The following is a 23,638-nucleotide window of genomic DNA, read 5'->3' as shown; positions in this document are numbered from 1 at the left end:
CGGCGGGGTACTCGCCCCCGCATGACGCAGAAGCAGCACTCGGGTGACTCGTACTGGCTGAACACCGCGCCCGGCGGTGAGCGCCGCCCCGCCCTGGCCGACAACCTGGACGTGGATGTGGCGGTGATCGGCGGCGGCATCGCCGGTCTGTGCACGGCGTGGGAGCTGGCCAGGGCGGGGCGCGGCGTGGCGGTGCTGGAGGCGGACCGGCTCGCGGCGGGCGTCACCGGGCACACCACCGCCAAGGTCACCGCGCTGCACTCACTGGTCTACGACAAGCTGCGCCGCACCCGCGGCAGCGAGGGCGCGCGGCTGTACGCCCGGTCGCAGGCGGAGGCGATCGAGCGGACCGCCGGAGTGGTGGAGGAGCTGGGCGTCGCGTGCGAGTGGGAGCGGCGCGCCTCGTACACGTACGTGACGGACGCGGACCGGGTGGACGAGGTGCGCGCGGAGGCGCGGGCCGCGCGGGAGGCGGGCCTGCCCGCGTCGTTCGTGACGGAGACGGGACTGCCGTTCCCGGTGGCGGGCGCGGTGGAGGTGCCGGAACAGGCGCAGTTCCATCCGCGCAAGTACCTGCTGGCGCTCGCCGACGACATCGAGGCGCACGGCGGCCTCCTGTTCGAGGACACCACCGTGCTGGGCCTGGAGGAGGGCGAGCCGTGCCGGCTGTCGACCTCGACCGGGGCGTCCGTGACGGCCCGGGACGTCGTGGTCGCCACGCACTACCCGGTGTTCGACCGCGCGCTGCTGTTCACCCGGCTCTCCCCGCGCCGTGAGCTGGTCGTCGCGGGACCGGTCCCGGCGGAGCTGGACCCGGCGGGCATGTACATCACCCCCTACGGCGGCTCCCGCTCGGTGCGTACCGCGCCCTACGGCGACGACGCGTCCCGCCGGCTGCTGGTGGTCACCGGTGAACACTTCACGCCGGGCACCGGAGACACCCGCGCCCGCTTCGACCGGCTGGCGCGGTGGGCGCGGCGGCACTTCCCCGGTGTGGAGCTGACGCACTTCTGGGCCACGCAGGACAACGACCCCACCGACACGGTGCCGCTGGTCGGGCCGCTGCACCAGGGCGCCGAGCACACCTACGTGGCCACCGGCTTCGGCGGCTGGGGCATGAGCGGCGGCATGATGGCGGGCCGGCTGCTCACCGCGCGGATCACGGGCGGGGAGTGCCCGTGGGCGGATCTGTACGACCCGCGGCGCGTGGCGTCCGCCGTGCGGGAGGCGCCGGCCTTCCTCAAGCACCAGGCGCAGGTCGCCAGGCACTTCGTCGGGGATCGGCTGCGCCCGTCGCCCCCGGTGGAGGCGCTGCCGCCGGGCGAGGGCGCGGTGGTGCGCACGGAGAGCGGCCGGCTCGCGGTGTACCGGGACGACGACGGCGCCCTGCACGCGGTGTCCGCCCGCTGCACCCACATGGGGTGCCTGGTCGACTTCAACGCGGCCGAGCGCGCGTGGGAGTGCCCGTGCCACGGGTCCCGTTTCGACACGGAGGGGAACGTCGTCCAGGGGCCGGCGACCAAGCCGCTGGAGCGGCGGGACATCTGAGCCCTGCCCCGGGCCGGCGGGGACGGGCCGGCCCGGGGCAGGGCCCCTCCGACCGGGTGAGCGTGCCGCCGCCTCCGCCCGAGCCGCGACGGCCACCGCCGAACGCCGCCCTACTGTCATACGGTGATCACACTTTCACGTCGTGTCATCGCCGCCTGCGCCCTCGCCGCCGCGCTCACCGCCTGCGGCTCCTCCGCCGGTCCCGCCGCACCCCCTCCCGCCCCCGCGCCTTCTCCCACCGTCCCGTCGGCGCCGCCCACGCTCGCCGCGGGCCCCGCGGGTCTCACCCCGGTCTTCGAGCACGGCCCCCGGGACGCCGGGAAGACCGTCGCCCTCACCTTCGACGCCGACATGACCGCCGACCAGGGCCCGCGGGCCGCGGCGGGCGAGCGCTTCGACCATCCGCGGCTCATCGGGACGCTGCGGGAGCTGAAGGTGCCGGCGACGGTGTTCATGACGGGCCGGTGGGCCGAGGAGTACCCGGACCAGGCCCGCTCCATCGGCCGTGACCCGCTCTTCGAGGTCGCCAACCACTCCTACAGCCACTACGCCTTCACCGGCGACTGCTACGGCCTGCCCACGGTGCCCGAGGAGCGGATGCGGGCCGACGTGGAGCGGGCGTACCAGGCGTTCCGCACGGTCGGCGTGCCCGCGCCGATGCCGTACTTCCGTTTCCCGGGCGGCTGTCACGACCGGCGGGCGCTCAAGGCTCTCACCCCGGCGGGCGTCACGGCCGTGCAGTGGGACGTCGTCGGCGGCGACGCCTTCGCCACCGACCCGGACGCGGTGGCCCGGCAGGTGCTGGACGGGGTGCGGCCGGGCTCGGTGGTGGTCCTGCACTGCACCCGCAGCGCCGCCCCGACGACGGAGGAGGCGGTACGGAAGGTCGTCCCGGAGCTGCGGCGACAGGGCTACCGCTTCGTCAAGGTCTCCGAGCTGATCGGCGCGGCGAACGGACGCGGCTGAGCTTCTCGCGCGGCGTCCTACGCTGGAGGCATGAGCGACGACGTGACCGACCGCGACTACTGCCTCGTGGGCACGGACCGCCCGCCGAAGGCGGACGGCCCGCCCTACGCGGCGTGCGTCCAGTGCCAGGAGCCCACGGAGTACCCGGAGTCGTACAAGGGCATCACGCTGTGCCCGGTCTGCGAGTGGCGCGAGGCGGAACGCACCTCCTGCTCCGGCTGACCGCCCGCCCAGGCAGGGTCCGGCACGGCAGGGAGGTCCCCCTCCCTACCGCCGCCTCGGTTCCGCGCGGGCCGACTGGAACGCCTCCGAGACCGTCTCCGCGGCGCCGGCCAGGATACCCTTGGTCGCACCCTTGGAGCCCGACTCGCGCATCTTGTCGGGGAGTTCGGTCAGCCCGGCGGGCTTGCGCGGCCCGGACTCCAGGTCCAGCCGGTTGCACGCCTCGGCGAAGCGCAGGTAGGTGTCGACGCTCGCCACCACGATGCGAATGTCGATCTTGAGTATCTCGATCCCGACCAGTGACACCCGCACGAACGCGTCGATCACCAGCCCTCGGTCGAGGATCAGCTCCAGTACGTCGTAGAGACCGCTGGAGCCTCCTCCTCCGCCACGCTGCGGCACCGCCTGAGTCATCGCGCACCATCCTCTCCCCCACCCGGATGCCCCCTCCGCGCCCCTTGATGTCCGCCGGTGCCGCCCGTCGCCCTGCCCGTCCCGCTTGGCACACTGGGCGGGTGAACGACGACCGGACGACACCCGCCCCCGACAGCCCCTTCCGACCCGACCCGGGTGACCGCGACGCGGCGCCGCAGTTCGTGCTGCCGCTGGTGGTCCGTCTCGAGCGCGGCTCGCCGCCCGCGCGGACGGACGCGCTGGAGACGGCGGCCCGCGCGGTGCTGGTGATGCTGACCGACGAGCGGTCGGTGGGCGACGGCGAGTGGGCGCGGGCGATCCGCGACTGGCAGGACGCCCGGATCCGCAAGGTGGTGCGGCGGGCGCGCGGCGCGGAGTGGCGGCGCGCGGAGGCGCTCCCGGGGATCACCGTGACCGGGAAGTCGGCCGAGGTACGCGTCTTCCCGCCGGTGCCGCTGGACGGCTGGCCCAAGGACCTGGCCCGGCTCCAGGTGTCCGGCACCGACCTCGACGACCCGGACCCGGTGCCGCCCGCGGACCCCGGCGTGCCCACGCTCTGGATGAACCCGGAGCTGGAGATGTCCGCCGGCAAGGCGATGGCCCAGGCCGGGCACGGCGCCCAACTCGCCTGGTGGGAACTGCCGCACGCGGCCCGCGCGGCCTGGCACGCGGCGGGCTTCCCGCTCGCCGTGCGCACCGCCGACCCCGCCGACTGGCCCGCGCTGACCGGTGCCGGCCTGCCGACGGTGCGCGACGCTGGCTTCACGGAGATCGCCCCCGGCTCGTGCACCGTGGTCGCGGACCACCCCGCGCTGCGCTGACCCGGGGCGTCCCCCGGATGGGTTGTGCGGCCGTGCGGCTGCCGTCGGCCCGCCGGAGGCTGGGCGCATGCCGACACGACGTACGACAGCCGCTGCCCTGCTGTCCGGCGCCGTCCTGCTCTCCGCCTCCCTGGCCGCCTGCGGTCCGGCCGGCGAGGGCGGGGCCGGAGGCGGAGGCGGCGAGGAGGACGACCGCGGACGGATATGGGCGCAGTCCCTGAACTGGAAGGACTGCCCCGCACCGTCCCCCCTGCAAGGCGGCGGTGAGGCGCCCGGACCGTTGCCGGACGGCACCCGCTGGCAGTGCGCCACCATGCGGGCGCCCCTGGACTGGGACAGACCCGGCGGTGAGACCGTCGACGTCGCCCTGATCCGGGCGGCGTCCCGCGCGGACGCCGCCGACCGCATCGGCTCGCTGCTGTTCAACTTCGGCGGGCCCGGCGAGTCCGGCGTGGCCACCCTGCCCGCCCTCGCCCCCGACTACGAGCAACTCCGTTCCCGCTACGACCTGGTGAGCTTCGACCCGCGCGGGGTCGGGGCGAGCGCCGGGGTCACCTGCCTGGACGCCGAGGCGGCGCAGGCGATGGCCCAGCAGGACGACACCCCCGACGACGGCGACGACGAGGTGACCGAGCTGCTCCAGGCGCGGCAGCGGTACGCGGACGCCTGCGAGCGGGAGTCGGGCCGCGTGCTGCCGCACGTGGGCACCGAGGACGCCGCCCGCGACATGGAGCTACTGCGCCATCTGCTCGGTGACGACGAGCTGCACTACTTCGGGATCTCCTACGGCACCGAACTCGGCGGCGTGTACGCCCACTTGTTCCCCCGGCACGTCGGCCGCGCCGTCCTGGACGGCGTCGTCGACCCGACGCTGGACCAGATGGAGGGGGCGCTCGCGCAGGCGGGCGGTTTCCAGCTCGCCTTCGACCACTTCGCGCAGTGGTGCGTGGACACCGGCTGCGCCCTCGGCGACACCCCGGAGGAGATCACCCGGCTCGTCATGGAGCTGGAGGAGACCCTGGACGACGAACCCCTCTCCGTCGGCGGGGACAGGGTGTTCACCGGCTCCCAGCTGATCGACGCCGTCGTCCAGGCGCTCTACCTGGAGACCGCCTGGCCCGCGCTGGAGGTGGGTCTGCAACTCCTCGCCGCCGACGAGGGCGAGACCCTGCTCGGCCTCGCGGACGCGCTCAGCGGCCGTCACGCGGGCGGCTGGAGCGACCAGCAGGACGCCCAGACGGCCATCACCTGCGCCGACCGCAGCGACCGCTACACCGTGGAGGACGTGCTGGAACAGGCCGCCGCGTTCGAGGAGGCGTCCCCGCTCTTCGGCGACACCATGGTGTGGGGCACGCTGGAGTGCACCGACTGGCCGGTGCGGGGCAAGGCCCCGCACCCGGACGTGAGCGCGCCGGGCGCGCCGCCGATCCTGCTCGTCGGCAACACCGGCGACCCCGCGACGCCGTACGAGGGCGCCGCGCGCATGGCGGAGCGGCTGGGCAAGGGCGTCGGGGTGGAACTCACCTACGAGGGTGAGGGCCACGGCGCGTACGACTCCGGCAACGCCTGTGTGCGGAAGGCCGTGAACGCGTACCTGCTGGACGGCACGGTGCCGGCGGCGGGGACCGTGTGCGAGCGGGAGCCGCTCCAGGGCAAGGAGTGACGCCGCTGTCCTGAGGCGGGAGCCGGCCCGGTGGGTGCGTGGAGACACGGATCCACCGGGCCGGCCGCGTCATGCGCGCACGACTCTTGCCGTGTCCATGGCGGCCGGTGTACCAATGAGGCGCGGAACTTGAATGTTGTTCATGTTTCGTTGCCGGGGGGCCGACCGACCCTGAGGAGCAGCGTATGACCGCGGAACGTCCTCCCTTGCGCAGCCGCCGGACCGTCCTGAGGGCGGGCGCCGTGACCGGACTCGGCCTCGCGGGCGCGCATCTGGTCTCACCGGGCACCGCTGCCGCCGCCACCGGAAGCGGCGGCGGGTACCTCGTCGGCCGGGGCATCTCCGACGCGACGGGTGAGGTCGCCGAGGTCGGCATGATGGGGTACGGCCGCTTCGACCAGCAGGCGGCGGGACTCCACACCCGGCTGCGGGCACGGGCGTTCGTCGTGGCCGAGCAGGCGAGCGGGCGCCGTGTGCTGCTGATCGTCGCCGACTCCCCCATGATCTTCGAGAGCGTGCACCGGGCGGTGCTGCGCCGGCTGAAGCAGGCGTACGGCGACCTGTACACCGCGCGGAACGTGCTCATCACCGCCACCCACACCCACGCGGGCCCCGGCGGCTACTCGCACCATCTCCTGTACAACACCACGACGTTCGGCTTCCACAAGGCGACCTTCGAAGCGGTGGCGGACGGCCTGTTCGAGGCGGCGCGCAACGCTCACGAGGATCTCGCGCCGTCCGAACTGCTGCTCAGTCACGGCACGTTGACCGGGGCGAGCGTCAACCGCTCGAAGACCGCCTTCGACCGCAACCCGACGGCCGACCGCGACCACTTCCCGGACGGCGTGGACACCCTGACCACCCTGCTGCGGGTGGAGCGGGAGGGCCGCACGGTCGGGGCGGTCAACTGGTTCCCGGTGCACGGCACCAGCATGTCCGGCGACAACCGCCTGATCAGCGCGGACAACAAGGGCTACGCGGCCTACCACTGGGAGCGCGAGGTCCACGGCGTGGACTATCTCTCCGACGGCACACCGGAGTTCGTGTCGGCGTTCGCCCAGACCAACAGCGGCGACATTTCGCCCAACCTGGACCTGGTGCCGCCCACCACGCCCGCCGACTTCGACGCCACGCGCACCAGCGGACTACGGCAGTACGAGGCGGCCGCGGCCCAGGCGGAGGCGGCGGGCACGCGGCTGTCCGGGCCGGTCGACTCGCGGCTGGTGTACGTGGACCTCTCCGACGTCACCGTGCGCCCGGAGTTCACCGGCGACGGGAAGACCCACCGCACGTCCAAGCCCTGCGTCGGAGCGGCGATGGCGGCGGGCAGCCTGGAGGACGGGCCCGCCTTCCCCGGCTTCGACGAGGGCGAGAACCCCTTCTGGGACGCGATCTCGAACTCAATCGTCTACACGGTGTCCCCCGAGCTGAAGCAGGCGCAGGCGCCGAAGGACGTCTTCGTGCCGATCGGGGAGATGAACCGGATCTACCCGTGGGTGCAGGAGCGGGTGCCGGTGATGCTGGTCCGCATCGGCGGCCTGTACCTCATCGGCATTCCTGGCGAGGTCACCGTCTGCGCGGGCCTGCGGCTGCGCCGCACGGTCGCCGGGATCGTCGGCGCGGACCTCGACGACGTCCTGGTCGCCGGGTACAGCAACTCCTACTTCCACTACGTGACCACGCCGGAGGAGTACGACGCCCAGCAGTACGAGGGCGGCAGCACCCTGTTCGGACGCTGGCAGCTCCCCGCGCTCCAGCAGACCGCGGCCGACCTCGCGGTCTCCCTGCGCGACGGCACGGACCTGCCGCTCGGGGCGGAGCCGCCGGACCTGACCGGCAAGGCGCTGTCGCTCCAGCCGGGCGTGGTGCTCGACGCGCCGCCCCTCTTCCGGAAGTTCGGCGACGTACTGGTGCCGCCCCGGGAGAACTACCGGACCGGGGAACGCGTCGAGGTCGTCTTCGCCGGCGCCCATCCGAGCAACGACCTGCACCGCGGCGACACCTACCTGCGGATCGAACGGCGGGACTCGGGCGGCGCGTGGCGCACCGTCGCCGACGACGGCGACTGGGCGACCCGCTTCCACTGGGCCCGCGACGGTATCGCCGCGTCCAAGGTGACCATCACCTGGGACATCCCCCAGGGCACGCCCTCGGGCACCTACCGCGTCGTCTACCGCGGCGACGCGAAGAGCCTCGGCGGGAAGATCTCGTCGATCGAGGGTGTGTCGACGGCGTTCCAGGTGCGGTGAGCCTGTCCGGCCGACGGATGATCACACGGCTCATGACGCTTGTCCCGCCGCCCGCCACCACCCACGCGTGGGGGGGGGCCGGCGTTCCCCGACGGCCCTTCCCCAACCTCAAATGTTCCTCTGAACGCGGCCGCAGGACGGTTCGTGCGCCGAGCCGCGGGTCATATCCCCGGCACGTCCGGCACGCCCGTGCGGACGGATCGGGGGCCGGGCGGGAGCGTCCGGGGTGAAGGAGGGGACGCGGATGACGACGGTGCGGCTGGGGACCGGGATCGGGTGGCGTCCGGAGATCGCGGACGCGGTGGAGGCGATGCCGGGCATCAACTGGGTCGAGGCGGTGGCGGAGAACGTCTGCCCCGGCCATCTGCCCGCGTCGCTGCTGCGGCTGCGCGAGCGTGGCACGACCGTCGTGCCGCACGGGGTCTCCCTGGGGCTGGGCGGCGCCGAACGCCCCGCCGAGGGGCGGCTCACCGCGCTCGCCGAGCGGGCATCGGCGCTGGGGTCGCCCCTGGTCACCGAGCACATCGCGTTCGTGCGGGCGGGCGGTCCGCTGACCGCGTCCCCCGGCATCGAGGCCGGGCACCTGCTGCCGGTGCCGCGCACCCGCGACGCCCTCGACGTGCTGTGCGAGAACGTCCGCATCGCCCAGGACGCGCTCCCAGTACCGCTCGCCGTGGAGAACATCGCCGCGCTGTTCTCCTGGCCGGGCGAGGAGATGACCGAGGGACAGTTCCTGTACGAGCTGGCCGACCGGACCGGCGTCCAACTCCTCATCGACGTCGCCAACCTGCACACCAACCACGTCAACCGCGGCGAGGACCCGGCCAAGGCGCTCGCCGAACTGCCCCTGGAGGCCATCGCGTACGTCCATGTCGCGGGCGGGTTCGAACGGGACGGCGTGTGGCACGACAGCCACGCGCACCCGGTGCCGCGGCCGGTCCTCGACATCCTCACGGACCTCGCCTCCCGCGTCTCGCCGCCGGGCGTGCTGCTGGAACGGGACGAGAACTTCCCGCCGCCGGGGGAGCTGGAGCGCGAACTGGACGCGATCCGCGGGGCGGTGGAGACGGGCGACCGCGCCCGGGTGCCTTCGGCGCCGGAGCCCGTACGGGAGCCGGCCGCCGCCGAGCCCGTTGCCGGGGCCACCCGGGAGCGGCTGGCGCTCGCCCAGACCAAGGTGCTGTCCTCGCTGGTCGCGGGGACGCCGGTGCCCGAAGGGTTCGACCGGACGCGGATGCGGGTGCAGGCGCGGGCGCTGGCCGCCAAGCGGGCGGACGTCGTCGCGAAGGTGGCCCCGGAGCTGCCGGAGATCCTCGGCGACGGCTACCGGCCCGCCTTCCTCGCGTACGCGCAGACCCGCCCGATGACGGGCGGCTACCGGCACGACGCGATGGCCTTCGTGGCACACCTCCTGCACCCCGGCCGCCTCGACGACCCCCGCATGCGCCGCGCCCTGCGCGAGTGGCACCGCGACCGCTCGGGCCCCCACCCCCGCTCCCACCGCCCGACGACCCGCCTGGCCCGAGCGACCCGCCGGGCCCTGCTGCGCCGTTGACACCGGCCCGCACCGGGTGTTCGTCCGTCAGCCCTCGGACACACCGCACTTCAACGGACGGCCCGTACCACGGGTTCCACCTCGCAGTGCGCGATCCTGTCCGTGTACTGGAACTTGGCGGGCACCCGGTACGCAAGCTCGTCCTTCGCGGCGACGACCACCTGATTGCTGGTGTCCAGCAGCGGTGAGCCGTACGCGTCGACGAAGTGGATCTTCACCTCCAGCACGGCCTCATGTGCGTTGGGATTCCTGATCTCCACGGTCGCGTACGGGTCCTCCATGTCCGCGCAGCGGACGAGTACGGCGGTTCCGTCCTTCAGGGGCGGGGCTGGGCTGGTGGCGGCGGACACCGTGGCTGTGGCTGTGGCTGTGGCTGCGGGCGTGGGCTGTGCACTGACGCCGTTCCCACCCGCGACGGTCACGGGGGCACCGGAGTCACTGCCGGGCGAGCAACCGGCCGCCAGCACCACGGCTGTCACCGTCACCCCCCAGCTCCATCGGCGCAGACTTCCTTTGACCCGCATCGTGCCGCCCCTCCCACTGATGATCGTCAGCAGAATGGCACAGGGCGGTTCCGCGGAACGTCACATATCCGCAACGCCGTGTCCGGATCGTGAACAAGGCATGGTGTTTTCGCGACCGTGTCCCTTACAAACAACTCATGTTCTGGGTACCTCTCCTGCTGCTGGCCTGGGCGATCGCCGGGGTCGTCGGGGTGCGGCTGTGCCGGGCCGCGGTGCGTGAGGCGGCGGCTGCCGGTGACGGTGCGGGAGAGCGGCGGGGGCTCACGCTGTACGAGGCGGCGTTCCTGTCCGGCGGGCCCGCGCGGGTCGCCGACCTCACGCTCGTCGCGATGGCCCGTCAGCGGCGGCTGCTGCTCGCGCACACCGGCTGGGCCACCGTCGTCGATCCGCGCGGGCGGGACGACATGGAGCGCACGGTGATAGGGGCGATCGGGCCGGAGGGCCAGTCGCGCATAGCGCCGGTGCGGAAGGCCGCGGCGACCGCGGAGGCGGTGCGGACGCTGGCGGAACGGCTGGTGCGGGCCGGGCTCGCGGTGCCGGAGGGCGACGGGCGGACCGTGGCGCGGGCGTTGCGCCGGACGCGTCTCGCGGTGCCGGCGATCACCGGCCTCGCCGCCGTGGCGCTGCTCATGCCGGTGCCGTCGCAGATGCCGCGTCTGCTGGTCGCCCTGTGGTTCGCGCTGCCGCTGGCGTTCACGCTGGGCTGTCTCGCCATCGCCCGTTTCGAGCTGAGCCCCGCCTCACCCTGGGCGTCCCCGGCGGGCCGGCGTCTGCTCGCCTCCGCGCGACGGGCGGCGGCCGGCGACACCGACGACGACCGCGCGTACCTCACCTCCGTCGCGGTGAGCGGGGTGCACGCGGTGGGCGAGCCGCAGGTACGCGCCGCCTTCGCGCACCGGGAGCCGCGCGTGGAGTGGTGAACCCGTCGCCGACACCCGGCGGGCGGTCCTTGCCCGGCACCACGCACACCGAAAACATCCCTTTTGTCGCCGCAGCGCACCGAAGGGATCACCTCACCGATGAGAACCGCCGCCCTCGTGGCCGCCGGGTCCTTGCTCCTCACCACCCCCGCACCCGCGTCGCCCTCCACGTCCGCGTCCGAGGCGCGCGGCACCGCGGTCGCCGCCGCGCGGGCGGCCTCGGAGGGGATCGACTTCGGCCCGTGCACCGAGGAGCAGGAGCTGCCGCCCACGGTGGAGTGCGGCACGCTGAGCGTCCCGCTCGACTACGCCCGCCCGGACGGCAAGCGCATCCGGCTCACCGTGAGCCGGACACGGGCCACCGGGAAGGACCCCGCGACCGGGCGCGCGGTGCCCCGCCAGGGCTCCCTGGTGAACAACCCGGGCGGGCCGGGCGTCAGCGGCATGTACTTCCCGATGCTGGGCGTGGTCCCGGGCTGGAAGCGGCTGGCCGCGGCGTACGACCTGGTCGGCTACGCGCCGCGTGGGGTGGGCCGTTCGGCCCCGCTGTCGTGCACCGACCCGGCCACCTTCCACCAGGGCCCCGCGCCCGCGCCCACGCACCCGACGGCAGCGGTGAAGCGGGAGCGCGCGGCCCGCGCGGCGGCGTACGCGCGGGGGTGCGCCGAGCGGGCCGGCGACGCCCTCCAGCACTACACCTCGCCGAACAACGCACGCGACCTGGACGTGCTGCGCGCCGCGCTGGGCGAGACCCGGCTGACGTTCCTCGGCTCGTCGTACGGCACGTACGTCGGGGCGCTGTACGCGACGCTGTTCCCCTCGCACGTGCGGCGGATGGTGTTCGACTCGGCGGTGAACCCGGCGCCGGAGCGGATCTGGTACCGCAACGGCCTCGCCCGGTCGGCCGCGTTCGAGGACCGCTGGGCGGACTTCCGGGCGTGGGCCGCCCGCCACCACGCCGTGTACGGGCTGGGCGACACCGCGCGGAAGGTGGGCGACAGCTACGACGTCGTGCGGGAGCGGCTGGCGCGGGAGCCGGCGGGCGGGAAGGTCGGTCCGGCGCAGCTGCACGCGTCGATGCTGAAGGCGGCGTACTACGACGACCACTGGCCGCAGCGCGCGCACGCCCTGTCGGCGTATCTGAAGGGCGACCCCGCACCGCTGGTGGAGCAGGCGGAGGAGCAGCCCGAGGCGGCGGCGGAGGCGGAGAACACCCGCGCGGTGTACCTGGCCGTTCAGTGCAACGACGCCCCCTGGCCGACGGACTTCGCGGTGTGGGACCGGGACAACACGCGGCTGGCGCGCCGGGCGCCGTTCGGGACGTGGGACAACGTGTGGACGAACCTGCCCTGCGCCTCCTGGCCGGCGCCCCGGCAGCGGCCGCTCGACGTGCGCGCCGGTGCGGGCGAGCTGCCGCCGACCCTGATCCTGGCGGCCGAACGGGACGCGGCGACCCCCTACGACGGGGCGCTGGAGCTGCACCGGCGGCTCGCCGGGGCGGCGCTGGTGACGGAGCGGGACGCCGGCAGCCACGGCCTCGCGGGCGGCGCCAACGCGTGCGTGAACGCGCACCTGACGGCGTATCTGCTGGAGGGGCGGGTGCCGGGCCGGCGCGCGTCCTGCGCACCGCACCCGGCGCCCGCTCCCCGGGCCTGAGAGCTCAGGCCAGACCGGCGACCAGGTCCGCGACGTCCTTGCGGCGGCCCGTGAAGAACGGGACCTCCTCACGGACGTGCATACGGGCCTCGGAGGCGCGCAGGTGACGCATCAGGTCGACGATGCGGTACAGCTCGTCGGCCTCGAAGGCGAGGATCCACTCGTAGTCGCCGAGGGAGAACGACGCGACCGTGTTGGCGCGCACGTCCGGGTAGCCGCGGGCCATCTTGCCGTGGTCCGCGAGCATGCGGCGGCGGTCCTCGTCCGGCAGCAGGTACCAGTCGTAGGAGCGCACGAACGGGTAGACGCTCACGTAGTCGCGGGGCGTCTCGTCGGCGAGGAACGCCGGGATGTGCGAGCGGTTGAACTCGGCAGGGCGGTGCAGCGCCATGTTCGACCAGACCGGCTCCAGCGCGCGGCCCAGCCTGGTGCGGCGGAAGAGGTTGTAGGCCTCCTGGAGCTGGTCGGCGGTCTCCGCGTGCCACCAGATCATGAGGTCGGCGTCCGCGCGCAGGCCCGACACGTCGTAGGTGCCGCGGATGGTGACGTCCTTGGCGGCGAGCTGGTCGAACAGCTCCTGGACCTCGTCGGCGTAGCCCGCGCGGTCCTCCGGCAGGACGTCCTTCAACTTGAACACGGACCACAGGGTGTAGCGGATGACCTCGTTGAGGTCCTTGGCCAGCTTGCCCTTGTTGGGGATCCGGTCGGGCGCGGGGGTGGTGGCGTCGTCACTCATGTCCCTTATTCTCCTGCTCCTCCGTGAAGGCTTTGCACCGGGTGCGCGGTGAGCTGCTGCACAGCGCGCAGGTCACCCTGGATCTGGTCGGCGGCGGCGTAGGCGCTCGCGATGCACGCGGGGACGCCGACGCCGTCGTACGCGGCGCCGCAGACGGCCAGCCCGGACAGGCCGGCGAGGTGGGCGCGGACGCGGGCTACGCGCGCGTGGTGGCCGACCGGGTACTGCGGCAGGCCGTCGTCCCAGCGGGTGACGCGGGCGGCGACCGGGGAGGCGTCCAGGCCGGTGGCCGCCTTCAGGTCGTGCCGGGACAGCTCCACCAGCTCGTCGTCGTCGCGGTGCAGGAGCTCCGTCTCGCCGTGGCGGCCCACGGAGGTGCGCACGACGGCCAGGTCCGGGTTCTCCTCGGCGATCCAGCCCCATTTGCGGGAGGCGAACGTGGACGCCTTGATCGAGCGGCCCTCGACGGGCGGCACCAGGAACCCGCTGCCCTCGGGCAGGTGTGCCTCGTCGCGCTGGTAGGCGAGGGTGATCAGCGCCATCGAGGCGTACTCGACGGCGGACAGCTCGGCGGCGGCGCCCGGCGCCTCGGCGCGCAGCAGGTCCGCGGCGGCCGGGGCGGGCGCGGCGACGACGACCGCGTCGGCGTGCAGCACCTCGCCGTCGGCGACGAGCCGCCAGCCGTCGTCGGGTTCGCGGCGCAGCTCGGTGACCGGGGTGCCGGTGAGGATGCGGACGCCCCGGGCGCGCAGGGAGTCGGCGACCGCGAGCGGCAGGGTGCCCACGCCGCCCGCGACGCCCGTGAAGACGGGTCCTGTCCGCTGCGCGGCGGCGGTCTTCGCCTGCACGGCGCGGACCGCCTCGGTCAGGGTGGCGTGCGCGCGGGCGGCGTCGAAGAGGCCCGGGACGGCCGAGCGCATCGAGATGCGGTACGCGTCCCCCGCGTACACCCCGCCGAGCAGGGGCTCCACGAGCCGGTCGACGACCTCACGGCCGAACCTCTCGGCGACGTACTCGCCGATGGCGACGTCGTCGCCGATCTCGGTGGGCGGCAGTTCGGCGTCCCGCTCGATCCGGGCGAGGGCCTCGTCGGAGAGCACGCCGGCGAGGGCGGCGGCGGTGCCGGGGACGCCCATGACGTGTCCCTTCGGCATGGGGCGCAGGGCGCCGCGGGTCCACAGCGTGGCGGAGGCGGTGGCGGGCGGCTGGAGCCGGTCGGCGAGGCCCACCGCGCGGGCGAGCCCGACCGCCTCGGGCCGGCGGGCCAGCAGCGACTCCGCGCCGAGGTCGACGCGGGCGCCCGCGATCTCGCCGGGCAGCAGCTTGCCGCCGACCCGGTCCGAGGCCTCCAGCACGGTGACCCGCGCCCCGTGCTCCAGCAGCCGGTGCGCGGCGGCCAGTCCGGCGATGCCCGCTCCGACGACGACGGCGTGCCGGCCGCCGTCCGTGTGTGTTCCGCTCATGCCCTCCACCTTCTCAAATGCCGCGCGCCGGTCCGCCAGGGCCGTGTGGCCCCGCCGAGTCCCGACCGTGACCCCATCGCGACCGTCCGGGCCGAACGCCCGTCCCCCTTGCGGCGTCTGAGGATCGTCAGCGTCACCACGGCAGGGGGAGTCCCGCATGCGCACACGACGATCCGTACGATCCGCCCACGCCCTGGCGGGGGCGCTGCTGGCGGCGGCCCTCGCGGTCACCGGGTGCAGCGCGTCCGGCGACGGAGGGGCGAGCAAGGCCGGAGACGGGCAGGGGGTGGCGGCGGACGAGAAGGGTGCGGCGGACGCGGCGCCCGAGTCCGGGAAGCAGGGCGCGCCGGGCGGCACGGCGGACCGGTCCGCCCCGTCGGCGCCCCGGCCGGCGACGGAGCACATCATCCGCACGGCCTCCCTGACGGTGCGCGTCAAGGACGTGCCGACGGCGCTCGACGAGGCACGCACCGCGACCACGAACGCGGGCGGTTACGTCGGCGACGAGACCACCCGCAGGGACGCCGTGGGCGACGAGCGCACGCGGGTGGTGCTGCGCGTGCCCGTCGACGCGTACGACAAGGTGCTGGCCGCGCTGGAGGGCACGGGCACCCTGGTCGAGCGCAACGCGAACGCGGAGGACGTCACCGACCAGGTGGTCGACGTGGAGAGCCGTATCACGTCGCAGCGGGCGAGCGTGGCGCGGATCCGCGAGCTGATGGACCGGGCGACGCGGCTCAGCGACGTGGTGACCCTGGAGGGTGAGCTGAGCACCCGCCAGGCCGACCTGGAGTCGCTGCTCGCCCGGCAGGCGTCCCTGAAGGACCGCGCGAGTCTCGCCACCATCACGCTCACGCTGTCCGAGACGCCGGTGAAGAAGGAGGCGAAGGAGGACGAGGAGCCCGGTTTCCTGGACGCGCTCGCGGGTGGCTGGGGCGTCTTCCTGACCCTGCTGCGCTGGCTGATGCTGGCGCTGGGCGCGGTCCTGCCGTTCGCGGCGGTGGCGGCGCTGGTGGTGCTGGTGTGGAGCAAGCTGATCAGCCCCCGGGTGGCGCGCCGCCCGCGTCCCGGGTCCGCGGCGGACGGCGGCTCGGGAACGGGCCCGGGCCCGCTGCCCGTCGCCCCGCCAATCCCGGGGCGCGCCCCGGACGCCGGGAACGGCGACGCCTGAGGCACCCTGCTCGCCCCTCCCCCGTAGCGTGGGCGGCATGGACACGAGCGCTGCGCACGGGGTGAGGGAACGGCTGGTCGTGATCGGCGGCGACGCCGCGGGCATGTCCGCGGCGTCGCAGGCCCGGCGGATGAGAGGCCCGGACGAGCTGGAGATCGTGGCGTTCGAACGCGGCCACTTCACCTCCTACTCCGCCTGCGGCATCCCCTACTGGGTGGGCGGCGACGTCGGGGACCGGGACGAACTGATCGCCCGGACCCCCGAGGAGCACCGCGCACGTCATATCGACGTGCGGCTGCGCACCGAGGTCACGGAGATCGACGTGGACCGGGGGCGGGTGCGCGCCCGTGACCTGGAGTCCGGCGCCGAGTCGTGGACGTCGTACGACAAGCTGGTGATCGGGACCGGTGCGCGGCCGGTCCGCCCGGACCTGCCCGGGATCGACGCGGCCGGGGTGCACGGGGTGCAGACCCTGGACGACGGGCAGGCGCTGCTGGACACACTGACCCGTACGGAGGGGCGCCGCGCGGTGGTCGTGGGGGCGGGCTACATCGGTGTGGAGATGGCCGAGGCGCTGATCAACCGCGGGTACGAGGTGACGGTCGTCAACCGGGGGCCCGAGCCGATGGCGACCCTCGATCCCGACATGGGCCGGCTGGTGCGCGAGGCCATGACCGGGCTGGGCATCACGATGGTCGACGACGCCGAGGTGACCGCGCTGCCCACCGGCGCCGACGGCCGGGTGCGGGCGGTCGCCACCGCGTACGCCGAGTACCCCGCCGACGTCGTCGTCCTGGGCATCGGCGTACGGCCCGAGACCACGCTCGCGCGGGCCGCCGGGCTGCCCCTCGGCGACCACGGCGGGCTGCTCACCGACCGGTCGATGCGGGTGCACGGCCAGGAGAACGTGTGGGCGGGCGGCGACTGCGTGGAGGTGCTCGACCTGGTCTCCGGGCAGCTGCGGCACATCCCGCTCGGCACCCACGCCAACAAGCAGGGCCAGATCATCGGCACGAACGCCGGCGGCGGCTACGCGACCTTCCCGGGCGTGGTCGGCACGGCGGTCAGCAAGGTGTGCGACCTGGAGATCGCGCGCACCGGCCTGCGCGAGAAGGACGCCCACCGGGTGGGCCTGCGCTTCGAGACGGTGACGATCGAGTCGACCAGCCGCGCGGGCTACTACCCGAACGCCGCGCCCATGACGGTCAAGATGCTGGCGGAACTGGGCACGGGCCGCCTCCTCGGCGTCCAGATCGTCGGCCGCGAGGGCGCGGGCAAACGCGTGGACATCGCGGCGGTCGCCCTGACGGCGGGCATGACGGTCCACCAGGTGGCGGCACTGGATCTGGGCTACGCCCCGCCCTTCTCCCCGGTCTGGGACCCGATCCAGATCGCGGCGCGGAAGGCGGCGGCGAAGGTGCGGGGCCGGTGAGCACGCCCCGCAGCCGGTACGGCCGAGCGGCCGGCGTCGGCACACGGCCCCGCGGCCCGGCCGGCGGCCGCCGCGGGTGGCCGCCGGCCCGGCATTCGGCACCCCGCACTCGGCACGAGCGGACAGAAGCTCGGGCCCCGCCCGCACAGCGCCGTGTGCCCACACCGGAAGCGGGGTCCACGCCCGTGCGCGCGGACCCGGTCCCGCTCCGGCGGTCCAGCCCGCACCCGGCCGGCACACCGGCAGAGGGCACCCGGCACACGACACACGCAGCCGCCCCCGCCGCACAGGCCATGCGCCCGGATCCGACAGACGCGCCTCGTCCCCTTGCGAGAACCGCCCGGCGGCCCGGCCCCGGCCGCACCTGACGGCAGGTCCGCAGCCCGGCGAGGCCCGCTCACGCCCCGCGCACGGCGCCAGCCCGGCGGTGCGAGGCGTATGGCGGGCCGGTGCGGGGCGCGTCCCGCATGCGGCTCGTGTCCGGCAGCCGGGGGGTGCCCGGCGCGCGTCGGCCGACCCGGGCCGGGAACATGGCCGCCGTACGAGTCGGCGTCACGCCGTCCCGTTGATGCGTTCGATCGCCTGGCGGGCCTGTTCGCCCGGAGGGCGGGACGGGAGGGAGGAGACCGAGCCGGTCGTCGACGTCGCGGAGGCGGTGGCCGGCGGGACGGCCGGGGGCTGTTCGCCGGCCGTCGGGCGGGCGTGGGCGGCGGTGGCGCGGGTGGAGCGGAGGCGGTGGCCGACCGCCTCGTCCAGCGTCACCGGCCGCTGCGTCTGCGCGGCGAGCCGCCCCGCCTCCTGGCCGAGCCGGGCGACGTCCTCCCAGGGGAGGCGGACCACGAGCGTCAGCTCGGCCTCGCCGTCGGGCAGCGCGTGCACGGGGACGGTCACTCGGTCGTTCATCGCCTGTGTCCTCACGTCGGCCCCGCGGCGCCTTCCCCGCGCCGCGGGCGGTTGAGGGAACATACGCACGGCGGACGGGCGGCGTTCAGGGGCCCGCCGATTCACCTGCGGCCGTCCGGGCACCAGTGGAATGTGGTCATCCCCGTTCATGACGTGAACCCCGCGCGCCGCACCCCCTGGGTGACGTACGCGCTGATCATCGCCAACGTCGTCGTCTTCGTGGCGCTCACGCCCGGTGTCGTCGGCTCCCTGACCGGGGGCGGCGGCAGCCTGGCGGACCTGTGCCACCTCCAGTCGTTCCTGGAGCGGTGGGCGGTGGTGCCCAGGGAGCTGATCCACCACCAGCTGCCGAACCTGGTGCCGACCGGCGCCACCGGTGTGGGCCCGCAGGGCGCCGGCTGCGTGATCGGCCCGCCCCGCTACGACAAGTCGCCCGAACTGAGCGTGCTGACGGCGATGTTCCTGCACGGCGGCTGGCTGCACCTGCTGGGCAACATGCTGTTCCTCTGGATCTTCGGCAACAACATCGAGGACCGCATGGGGCACGTCCGCTTCCTGCTGTTCTACCTGGTCTGCGGCTACGCGGCCGCGTACGGCTTCGCGCTGCTGAACGCGGGCTCCGGAGAGCCGCTGATCGGCGCGTCGGGAGCCGTCGCGGGCGTCCTCGGCGCCTACCTGGTCCTCTATCCCAAGGCACGCGTCTGGGTGCTGGTGCCGTTCCTGATCTTCCTGCCGCTGCGGCTGCCCGCGTGGATCGTGCTCGGCCTGTGGTTCGGGCTCCAGGCGGTGTACTCGGCCGGCCAGGGCGTCACGGACGCGGGCTCGGTGGCGTACGCGGCGCACGTCGTCGGTTTCGTCGTCGGCATGCTGCTGGCGTGGCCGCTGAAGCCGGGCACTCCCCCGCCGCCCGAGCCGCGCGGCATGCTCTTCGGCCGGCGGGCCCGGCCCGGCTGGTAGAACGACCGCCCGCTTGATCGCCCGCGGGCCTAGACTCCCCCCAGCGGCCCGCCGTTCGATGGGGAGGACCATGTTCGACCATACGTACGAGAACCCGGTGATCAGCGGTTTCCACCCCGACCCGAGCGTGTGCCGGGTCGGCGACGACTACTACCTGGTGTGCTCCAGCTTCGAGTACGTCCCCGGGCTGCCCCTCTTCCACAGCCGCGACCTGGTGCACTGGGAGCAGATCGGCAACGTGCTCGACCGCCCCGCCCAACTGCCCCTGCCGCTCCCCGGCTCGAAGGCGTCCGGCGGTCTCTACGCCCCCACGATCCGGCACCACGACGGCCGCTTCTGGGTCGTCAACACCAACGTCGACGGCGGCGGCAACTTCGTCGTCACGGCCGAGCGCCCCGAGGGGCCGTGGAGCGACCCCGTGTGGATCGGTCTGGAGGGCATCGACCCCGACCTGGCGTGGGACGAGGACGGCGCCTGCTGGTGCGCCTTCTCCGGACCCGCGGGCGGCGTCAACCTCGCGCGGATCGACCCGGCCACGGGCGCGGTGGTGGAGGGCCCCTTCCCCACCTGGTCCGGCAGCGGCCTCAAGTACCCGGAGGCGCCGCACCTCTACCGCATCGGCGACTGGTGGTACCTGCTGATCGCCGAGGGCGGCACGGAGCGCGGCCACGCCGTGTCGGTGGCCCGGGCCCGCTCCCCGCGCGGCCCCTGGGAGGGCGCGCCCGGCAACCCGCTCCTCTCGCACAGCGGCACCGGCCGCCCGATCCAGAACACCGGCCACGCCGACCTGGTGCAGGCGCCCGACGGCGGCTGGTGGATGGTGCTGCTCGGCGTCCGCCCGCGCGGGTTCACGCCCGACGTGCACGTCCTGGGCCGCGAGACGTTCCTGACGCCGGTGGAGTGGGACGAGGACGGCTGGCCGGTCGTCGCGCCCGTGCCGGAGCGTCATCCGGCGCCGGGCGGCGCCTGGCATCCCGTGCAGGACCCGCCCGCCCGCGACGACTTCGACGGGACGGCCCTCGCCCCGCACTGGATCTCGCCGTTCGCCCGCCCGGAGGGCTCCTGGTCGCTCACGGAGCGGCCAGGATCGCTGGTGCTGCACGCCACCGGCCCCACCCTGGACACCCCCGGCTACACGTTCGTCGGCCGCCGCCAGCAGCACCACGACTGCCGCGTCACCGCCCTGGTCGACCCGGGCACGGGACGCGGCGGGATCTGCGTACGGCTGGACGAGGCGCACCACTACGAGGTGGAGGCCGGTGACGGGGAGGTGCGTGTCGTGGCGCGGATCGGGCCGCTGAGCCAGACCGTGGCCCAGCGGCCCGCCCCGCCAGGACCGCTGCTCCTCGGCGTGACCGTCCGCACCTCGGACCTGGTGCCCGCCTCACCCCTGCTCACCGGCGGTCACACCACCGGCCCCGACACCCTCGCCTTCTGGCTGGGCGACCCCGCCGCCCCGGGCGCCCACCCGCTCGCCGAACTGGACGGGCGGTACCTGTCGACCGAGGTCGCCGCCGGCTTCACCGGCCGCGTCATCGGCATGTACGCCACGGAGGGTTCGGTCGCCTTCGACTGGTTCGAGTACGTCCCGGCGACCGCCGTGTGAGGGCGGCCCGCGGCCGGAGGGCCCGTGCGCCGGTTCGGCTAATCTGTCCCCCATGCCACCCCGACCAGCCGGAACGCGTCCCACCCTGTCCCTGGTCGCAGAGACCGCCGGTACGAGCGTGCCGACCGTGTCGAAGGTGCTGCGCGGCGGGACCGACGTCTCGGCGGAGACCCGCGCGCGGGTCATGGAGGCCGTACGGGCCGTCGGTTACACCCGCAGGGCCCAGGGCAGGAGCGAGGGCGCGCGGGACGAGACGGGCCGGTCCCAGGTCCTCGACCTGGTGGTCACCCACTTCGAGGGGTCGTGGGCGAACCTCCTCATCGCCGGGGTCGGCCGCGAGGCCGCCGCTGCGGGGCTCGACGTCGTGCTGACGCTGGCCGAGCCGCAGGGCGACTGGGTGTCACGGGTGCTGCGCAGGCGGACCCTCGGCGTGGTCGGCACGCTGGTCGACCCGGCGTCGCCGCAGTTCGGCGCGCTCTTCGCGGCGGGCGTCCCGGTGGTGCTGATCGACCCGATGACCACGCCGCCCGCGGGCGTGACGAGCGTCGGCGTGGCGAACTGGGAGGGCGGCCGCATGGCCGCCGAGCACCTGCTGTCCCTGGGGCACGAGCGGCTGGGTGTGGTAGCCGGGCACGCCCGCCATCTGTTCAGCCGGGCCCGCGTGGACGGCTTCCGCGGGGCGGCGGACACCGAGACCGGCGGGCGGGCCACCGTGACCGTGACCTACGGGGGCTGGAACCGGGCGAAGGCGACGGCCGCCACCCACACCCTCCTCGACGAGGATCCGGGCGTCACGGCGGTCTTCGCCTGCGCCGACTCGATGGCGCTCGGCGTCTACGACGCGCTGGCCGAGCGGGGCCTGCGGGTCCCCGACGACATCAGCGTCATCGGCTTCGACGACCTGCCGGAGGCGCAGTACATCACCCCCGGTCTGACGACCGTCCGCCAGCCCAGCACCGAACTGGGCGCGGCGGCGGTCAAGCTGCTGCTCGACCTCTCCCGGGGCGAGGACGGCGCGTCCCGGCCCCCGGCCCGGATGAAACTGGCGACCGAACTGGTCGTGCGCGCCTCGACCGGGCCCGTGTCACACGGGTGACGGGACCACGTCGAGGACGAGCCGGCTCGGCCGCCCGGCCCCTTGGAGGACGGTGTGCTCGGCCGTGAGCGGGGGCGCGAACTCCCCTTCCGGGGCGTAGGTGTTGGTGCCGACGTCCCAGCGCGGTGACGAGCTGGGGGCGATGTCGACGCGTATCCGGTGGCCCGGCAGGAAGGTGTGCGCGGTCGACCAGAGGTCCACGCCGATCTCGTACGCCCGGCCCGGTTCCAGCGGCCTTCTGCCGCCCCGGCCGGTCACCGGATCGACGGACCGCGCCGATCCCCGGCGCACGCCGTCAGCGACGACGCGGGCGGCGCCGTCGGGGGGTTCGTCGCACAGCCGGACCACCACGTCCGCGTCCGTCCCCGTGGTGACGAGATGGACGACGGCACGGACCGCGCCCATCACCGTGAGGGGTTCCTCCAGCGGACCGGTGCGCCAGGAGACGACGTCCGGCCGTGCCTCGACCGCCGTCTGGTCGGCGGGGCCGGCCCCGAACGGCGCGAAGAGCAGGACGTTCCCGCCGCACGTCGGCACCGGGGACGCCGGGTCGCTGACGAGCCGCCGGCCGCCGCTCCCCGACGGCTCGGGGGCGAGCGCGCCCTCCGGGGTGAGGAACAGCTCGAGCGGCCGGGCGTCACGCGGCGGGAACTCGGCCGTCGCCACCCACCGGTCGGCGCCCATCAGGAACACCCGTACCGGCGGGGAGCCGGGTGCGTCCCCGCGCAGCACCGCGTCGAACCAGCGCAGGTGCAGCGCGGTGAGGTCCACGGCTTCGGCGGAGGCGTCCGGGCCGAAGTCGAGGCCCGCCGCCCGGCCGGAGTAGTCGTCGTGCGTCCACGGGCCGACGACCAGCCGGGGCGCCGGCCCGCCCGTGTCCCGCGCGCGGCGCCGCAGCCGCCGGTACAGCTCCAGGGTCGGGCCGAGGAACACGTCGAACCAGCCGCCGGTCAGCAGCACCGGCACGTCGACCGCGTCGAGCCGGTCGACGATCTTCCCCGCCCGGTGACGTGGCGAGTCCAGCGGCTCCCGCAGCCGGTCCAGCCCCCAGCGGACGATGCCCTCGGCGTCCCGCCGCTCGTGCAGGGCCCCGGCGCGGTACGCCTCGCCCGTCGCGATCGCCCGCCCGGTCGCCTCGTGGCGCCGGCGTTCGGCCTCCCGCTCGCGGGCGGAGGGGAGACGGGTGATCGCGTCCGGCGCGATGGCGTGGTGCGTCCACGCGAGGGTGCTGCCCAGCTCCGGCACGCCGCCGCGGAAGCGGAAGCCGTCGAGCGCCGACAGCGCGGGCGTCATGGCGGGGGCGAGCGCCCGCAGTGCCGGGGCGCCGCCGAGCAGTGCGGCGAACTGGGTGTCGGAGGCGTAGGACGCGCCCCACATGGCGACGGTGCCGTCGCACTCGGGGCGTGCCGCGAGCCAGGCCACGGCGTCGGCGCCGTCCGCCTCCTCCTGGGCGCAGGGGTCGAAGACGCCCTCGGAGCCGAAGCGGCCCCGCACGTCTTGGAGCGCGACCAGGTAGCCGGCGGCGACCATGCGGCGGACGTCCAGGTACCCGTCGTCCTCCTCGTGGGTCACGTCGTAGGGGTGGCGGGTGAGGAGCGCCGGCCAGGGGCCGGTGCCGTGCGGAAGCAGCAGGAGGGTCCGCAGCCGTGTTCCGTCGCGCGACGGGCAGGTCACCTCCCGGCGTTCGGCGACCGGGTCCGGTGTCGGCCGGGAGGTGACGTGCACGGTGCGGTTCC

General features: G+C 74.7%; 20 protein-coding genes. 14 read left to right on the top strand and 6 right to left on the bottom strand.

Annotation, left to right across the window (positions count from 1 at the left end; translation table 11 throughout):
• The first annotated feature begins 21 nt into the window (after window positions 1–21).
• The 3 genes from ACQZOG_RS23935 (at window position 22) to ACQZOG_RS23925 (ending at window position 2,736) form a co-directional block, all read left to right on the top strand.
• A complete protein-coding gene (locus tag ACQZOG_RS23935) occupies window positions 22–1,548 on the top strand; it encodes an FAD-dependent oxidoreductase (protein ID WP_033274013.1) in 1,527 nt (508 codons plus the stop codon).
• A 123-nt stretch (window positions 1,549–1,671) separates the two neighbouring features.
• Window positions 1,672–2,514, top strand: coding sequence for a polysaccharide deacetylase family protein (locus tag ACQZOG_RS23930; RefSeq protein ID WP_033274014.1), 843 nt, complete (start codon window positions 1,672–1,674; stop codon window positions 2,512–2,514).
• Between the two features lie 30 nt (window positions 2,515–2,544).
• Window positions 2,545–2,736: a hypothetical protein gene (locus tag ACQZOG_RS23925; RefSeq protein ID WP_033274015.1), complete on the top strand. Its 192-nt coding sequence runs from the start codon at window positions 2,545–2,547 to the stop codon at window positions 2,734–2,736.
• 45 nt (window positions 2,737–2,781) lie between these two features.
• On the opposite strand, the gene gvpJ is transcribed toward ACQZOG_RS23925, so the two are convergent.
• Window positions 2,782–3,150 carry a gas vesicle protein GvpJ gene (gene gvpJ / locus ACQZOG_RS23920; RefSeq protein WP_033274016.1) on the bottom strand — a complete coding sequence of 123 codons (369 nt, stop codon included), beginning with the start codon at window positions 3,148–3,150 and terminating at the stop codon, window positions 2,782–2,784.
• A gap of 101 nt (window positions 3,151–3,251) precedes the next feature.
• Here gvpJ and ACQZOG_RS23915 point away from each other — a divergent pair, with 101 nt between their 5' ends.
• The 4 genes from ACQZOG_RS23915 (at window position 3,252) to ACQZOG_RS23900 (ending at window position 9,438) form a co-directional block, all read left to right on the top strand.
• Window positions 3,252–3,971 carry a peptidyl-tRNA hydrolase gene (locus tag ACQZOG_RS23915; RefSeq protein WP_033274017.1) on the top strand — a complete coding sequence of 240 codons (720 nt, stop codon included), beginning with the start codon at window positions 3,252–3,254 and terminating at the stop codon, window positions 3,969–3,971.
• A gap of 67 nt (window positions 3,972–4,038) precedes the next feature.
• Window positions 4,039–5,634, top strand: a complete 1,596-nt coding sequence (locus ACQZOG_RS23910) for an alpha/beta hydrolase (protein ID WP_430741786.1) — start codon at window positions 4,039–4,041, stop codon at window positions 5,632–5,634.
• 185 nt (window positions 5,635–5,819) lie between these two features.
• Window positions 5,820–7,883, top strand: a complete 2,064-nt coding sequence (locus tag ACQZOG_RS23905) for a neutral/alkaline ceramidase (RefSeq protein WP_430741785.1) — start codon at window positions 5,820–5,822, stop codon at window positions 7,881–7,883.
• 244 nt (window positions 7,884–8,127) lie between these two features.
• A complete protein-coding gene (locus tag ACQZOG_RS23900) occupies window positions 8,128–9,438 on the top strand; it encodes a DUF692 domain-containing protein (RefSeq protein ID WP_430741784.1) in 1,311 nt (436 codons plus the stop codon).
• Between the two features lie 50 nt (window positions 9,439–9,488).
• Here the strand turns inward: ACQZOG_RS23900 and ACQZOG_RS23895 are convergent, their stop codons facing one another.
• Window positions 9,489–9,719: a hypothetical protein gene (locus ACQZOG_RS23895; protein WP_051724431.1), complete on the bottom strand. Its 231-nt coding sequence runs from the start codon at window positions 9,717–9,719 to the stop codon at window positions 9,489–9,491.
• Between the two features lie 380 nt (window positions 9,720–10,099).
• On the opposite strand from ACQZOG_RS23895, the gene ACQZOG_RS23890 reads away from it, so the two are divergent.
• A complete protein-coding gene (locus ACQZOG_RS23890) occupies window positions 10,100–10,882 on the top strand; it encodes a TIGR04222 domain-containing membrane protein (protein ID WP_037642270.1) in 783 nt (260 codons plus the stop codon).
• 99 nt (window positions 10,883–10,981) lie between these two features.
• The gene (locus ACQZOG_RS23885) at window positions 10,982–12,538 is read left to right on the top strand and encodes an alpha/beta hydrolase (RefSeq protein WP_430741783.1); all 1,557 of its coding nucleotides are present in this window, start codon (window positions 10,982–10,984) and stop codon (window positions 12,536–12,538) included.
• Window positions 12,539–12,542: 4 nt separating this feature from the next.
• Here ACQZOG_RS23885 and hemQ read toward each other — a convergent pair whose 3' ends face one another.
• Together hemQ and hemG are read right to left on the bottom strand one after the other, a co-directional pair.
• Complete coding sequence (gene hemQ, locus ACQZOG_RS23880) at window positions 12,543–13,274, bottom strand: hydrogen peroxide-dependent heme synthase (protein WP_033274023.1); 732 nt, start codon at window positions 13,272–13,274, stop codon at window positions 12,543–12,545.
• A gap of 5 nt (window positions 13,275–13,279) precedes the next feature.
• Window positions 13,280–14,737 carry a protoporphyrinogen oxidase gene (hemG, locus tag ACQZOG_RS23875; RefSeq protein ID WP_430741782.1) on the bottom strand — a complete coding sequence of 486 codons (1,458 nt, stop codon included), beginning with the start codon at window positions 14,735–14,737 and terminating at the stop codon, window positions 13,280–13,282.
• 157 nt (window positions 14,738–14,894) lie between these two features.
• Between hemG and ACQZOG_RS23870 the strand changes: the two genes are divergently transcribed.
• The gene (locus tag ACQZOG_RS23870; RefSeq protein WP_430741781.1) at window positions 14,895–15,908 is read left to right on the top strand and encodes a DUF4349 domain-containing protein; all 1,014 of its coding nucleotides are present in this window, start codon (window positions 14,895–14,897) and stop codon (window positions 15,906–15,908) included.
• Window positions 15,909–15,945: 37 nt separating this feature from the next.
• Complete coding sequence (locus ACQZOG_RS23865; RefSeq protein WP_193455865.1) at window positions 15,946–17,340, top strand: FAD-dependent oxidoreductase; 1,395 nt, start codon at window positions 15,946–15,948, stop codon at window positions 17,338–17,340.
• A gap of 552 nt (window positions 17,341–17,892) precedes the next feature.
• Here ACQZOG_RS23865 and ACQZOG_RS23860 read toward each other — a convergent pair.
• The gene (locus ACQZOG_RS23860) at window positions 17,893–18,243 is read right to left on the bottom strand and encodes a hypothetical protein (protein ID WP_033274027.1); all 351 of its coding nucleotides are present in this window, start codon (window positions 18,241–18,243) and stop codon (window positions 17,893–17,895) included.
• Window positions 18,244–18,375: 132 nt separating this feature from the next.
• Between ACQZOG_RS23860 and ACQZOG_RS23855 the strand changes: the two genes are divergently transcribed.
• From ACQZOG_RS23855 to ACQZOG_RS23845, 3 genes are all read left to right on the top strand, one after another.
• The gene (locus tag ACQZOG_RS23855; RefSeq protein WP_033274028.1) at window positions 18,376–19,200 is read left to right on the top strand and encodes a rhomboid family intramembrane serine protease; all 825 of its coding nucleotides are present in this window, start codon (window positions 18,376–18,378) and stop codon (window positions 19,198–19,200) included.
• 70 nt (window positions 19,201–19,270) lie between these two features.
• Entirely contained in the window at window positions 19,271–20,806 is a 1,536-nt protein-coding gene (locus tag ACQZOG_RS23850) for a glycoside hydrolase family 43 protein (RefSeq protein WP_430741780.1), read from the top strand.
• Window positions 20,807–20,858: 52 nt separating this feature from the next.
• Window positions 20,859–21,902 (top strand): substrate-binding domain-containing protein, encoded by a 1,044-nt coding sequence (locus ACQZOG_RS23845; protein ID WP_193455867.1) that lies wholly within the window; start codon window positions 20,859–20,861, stop codon window positions 21,900–21,902.
• On the opposite strand, the gene ACQZOG_RS23840 is transcribed toward ACQZOG_RS23845, so the two are convergent.
• The gene (locus tag ACQZOG_RS23840; protein WP_430741779.1) at window positions 21,891–23,627 is read right to left on the bottom strand and encodes a CocE/NonD family hydrolase; all 1,737 of its coding nucleotides are present in this window, start codon (window positions 23,625–23,627) and stop codon (window positions 21,891–21,893) included. The two genes, ACQZOG_RS23845 and ACQZOG_RS23840, sit on opposite strands and share 12 nt — an antisense overlap.
• Window positions 23,628–23,638: the final 11 nt, after the last annotated feature.

It is taken from the genome of Streptomyces sp. P13-3-3, assembly GCF_050571355.1.
Lineage (GTDB): Bacteria > Actinomycetota > Actinomycetes > Streptomycetales > Streptomycetaceae > Streptomyces > Streptomyces althioticus.
Note: the sequence above shows the minus strand (reverse complement) of the source record. Positions and strands in the feature narration are given on the sequence as shown.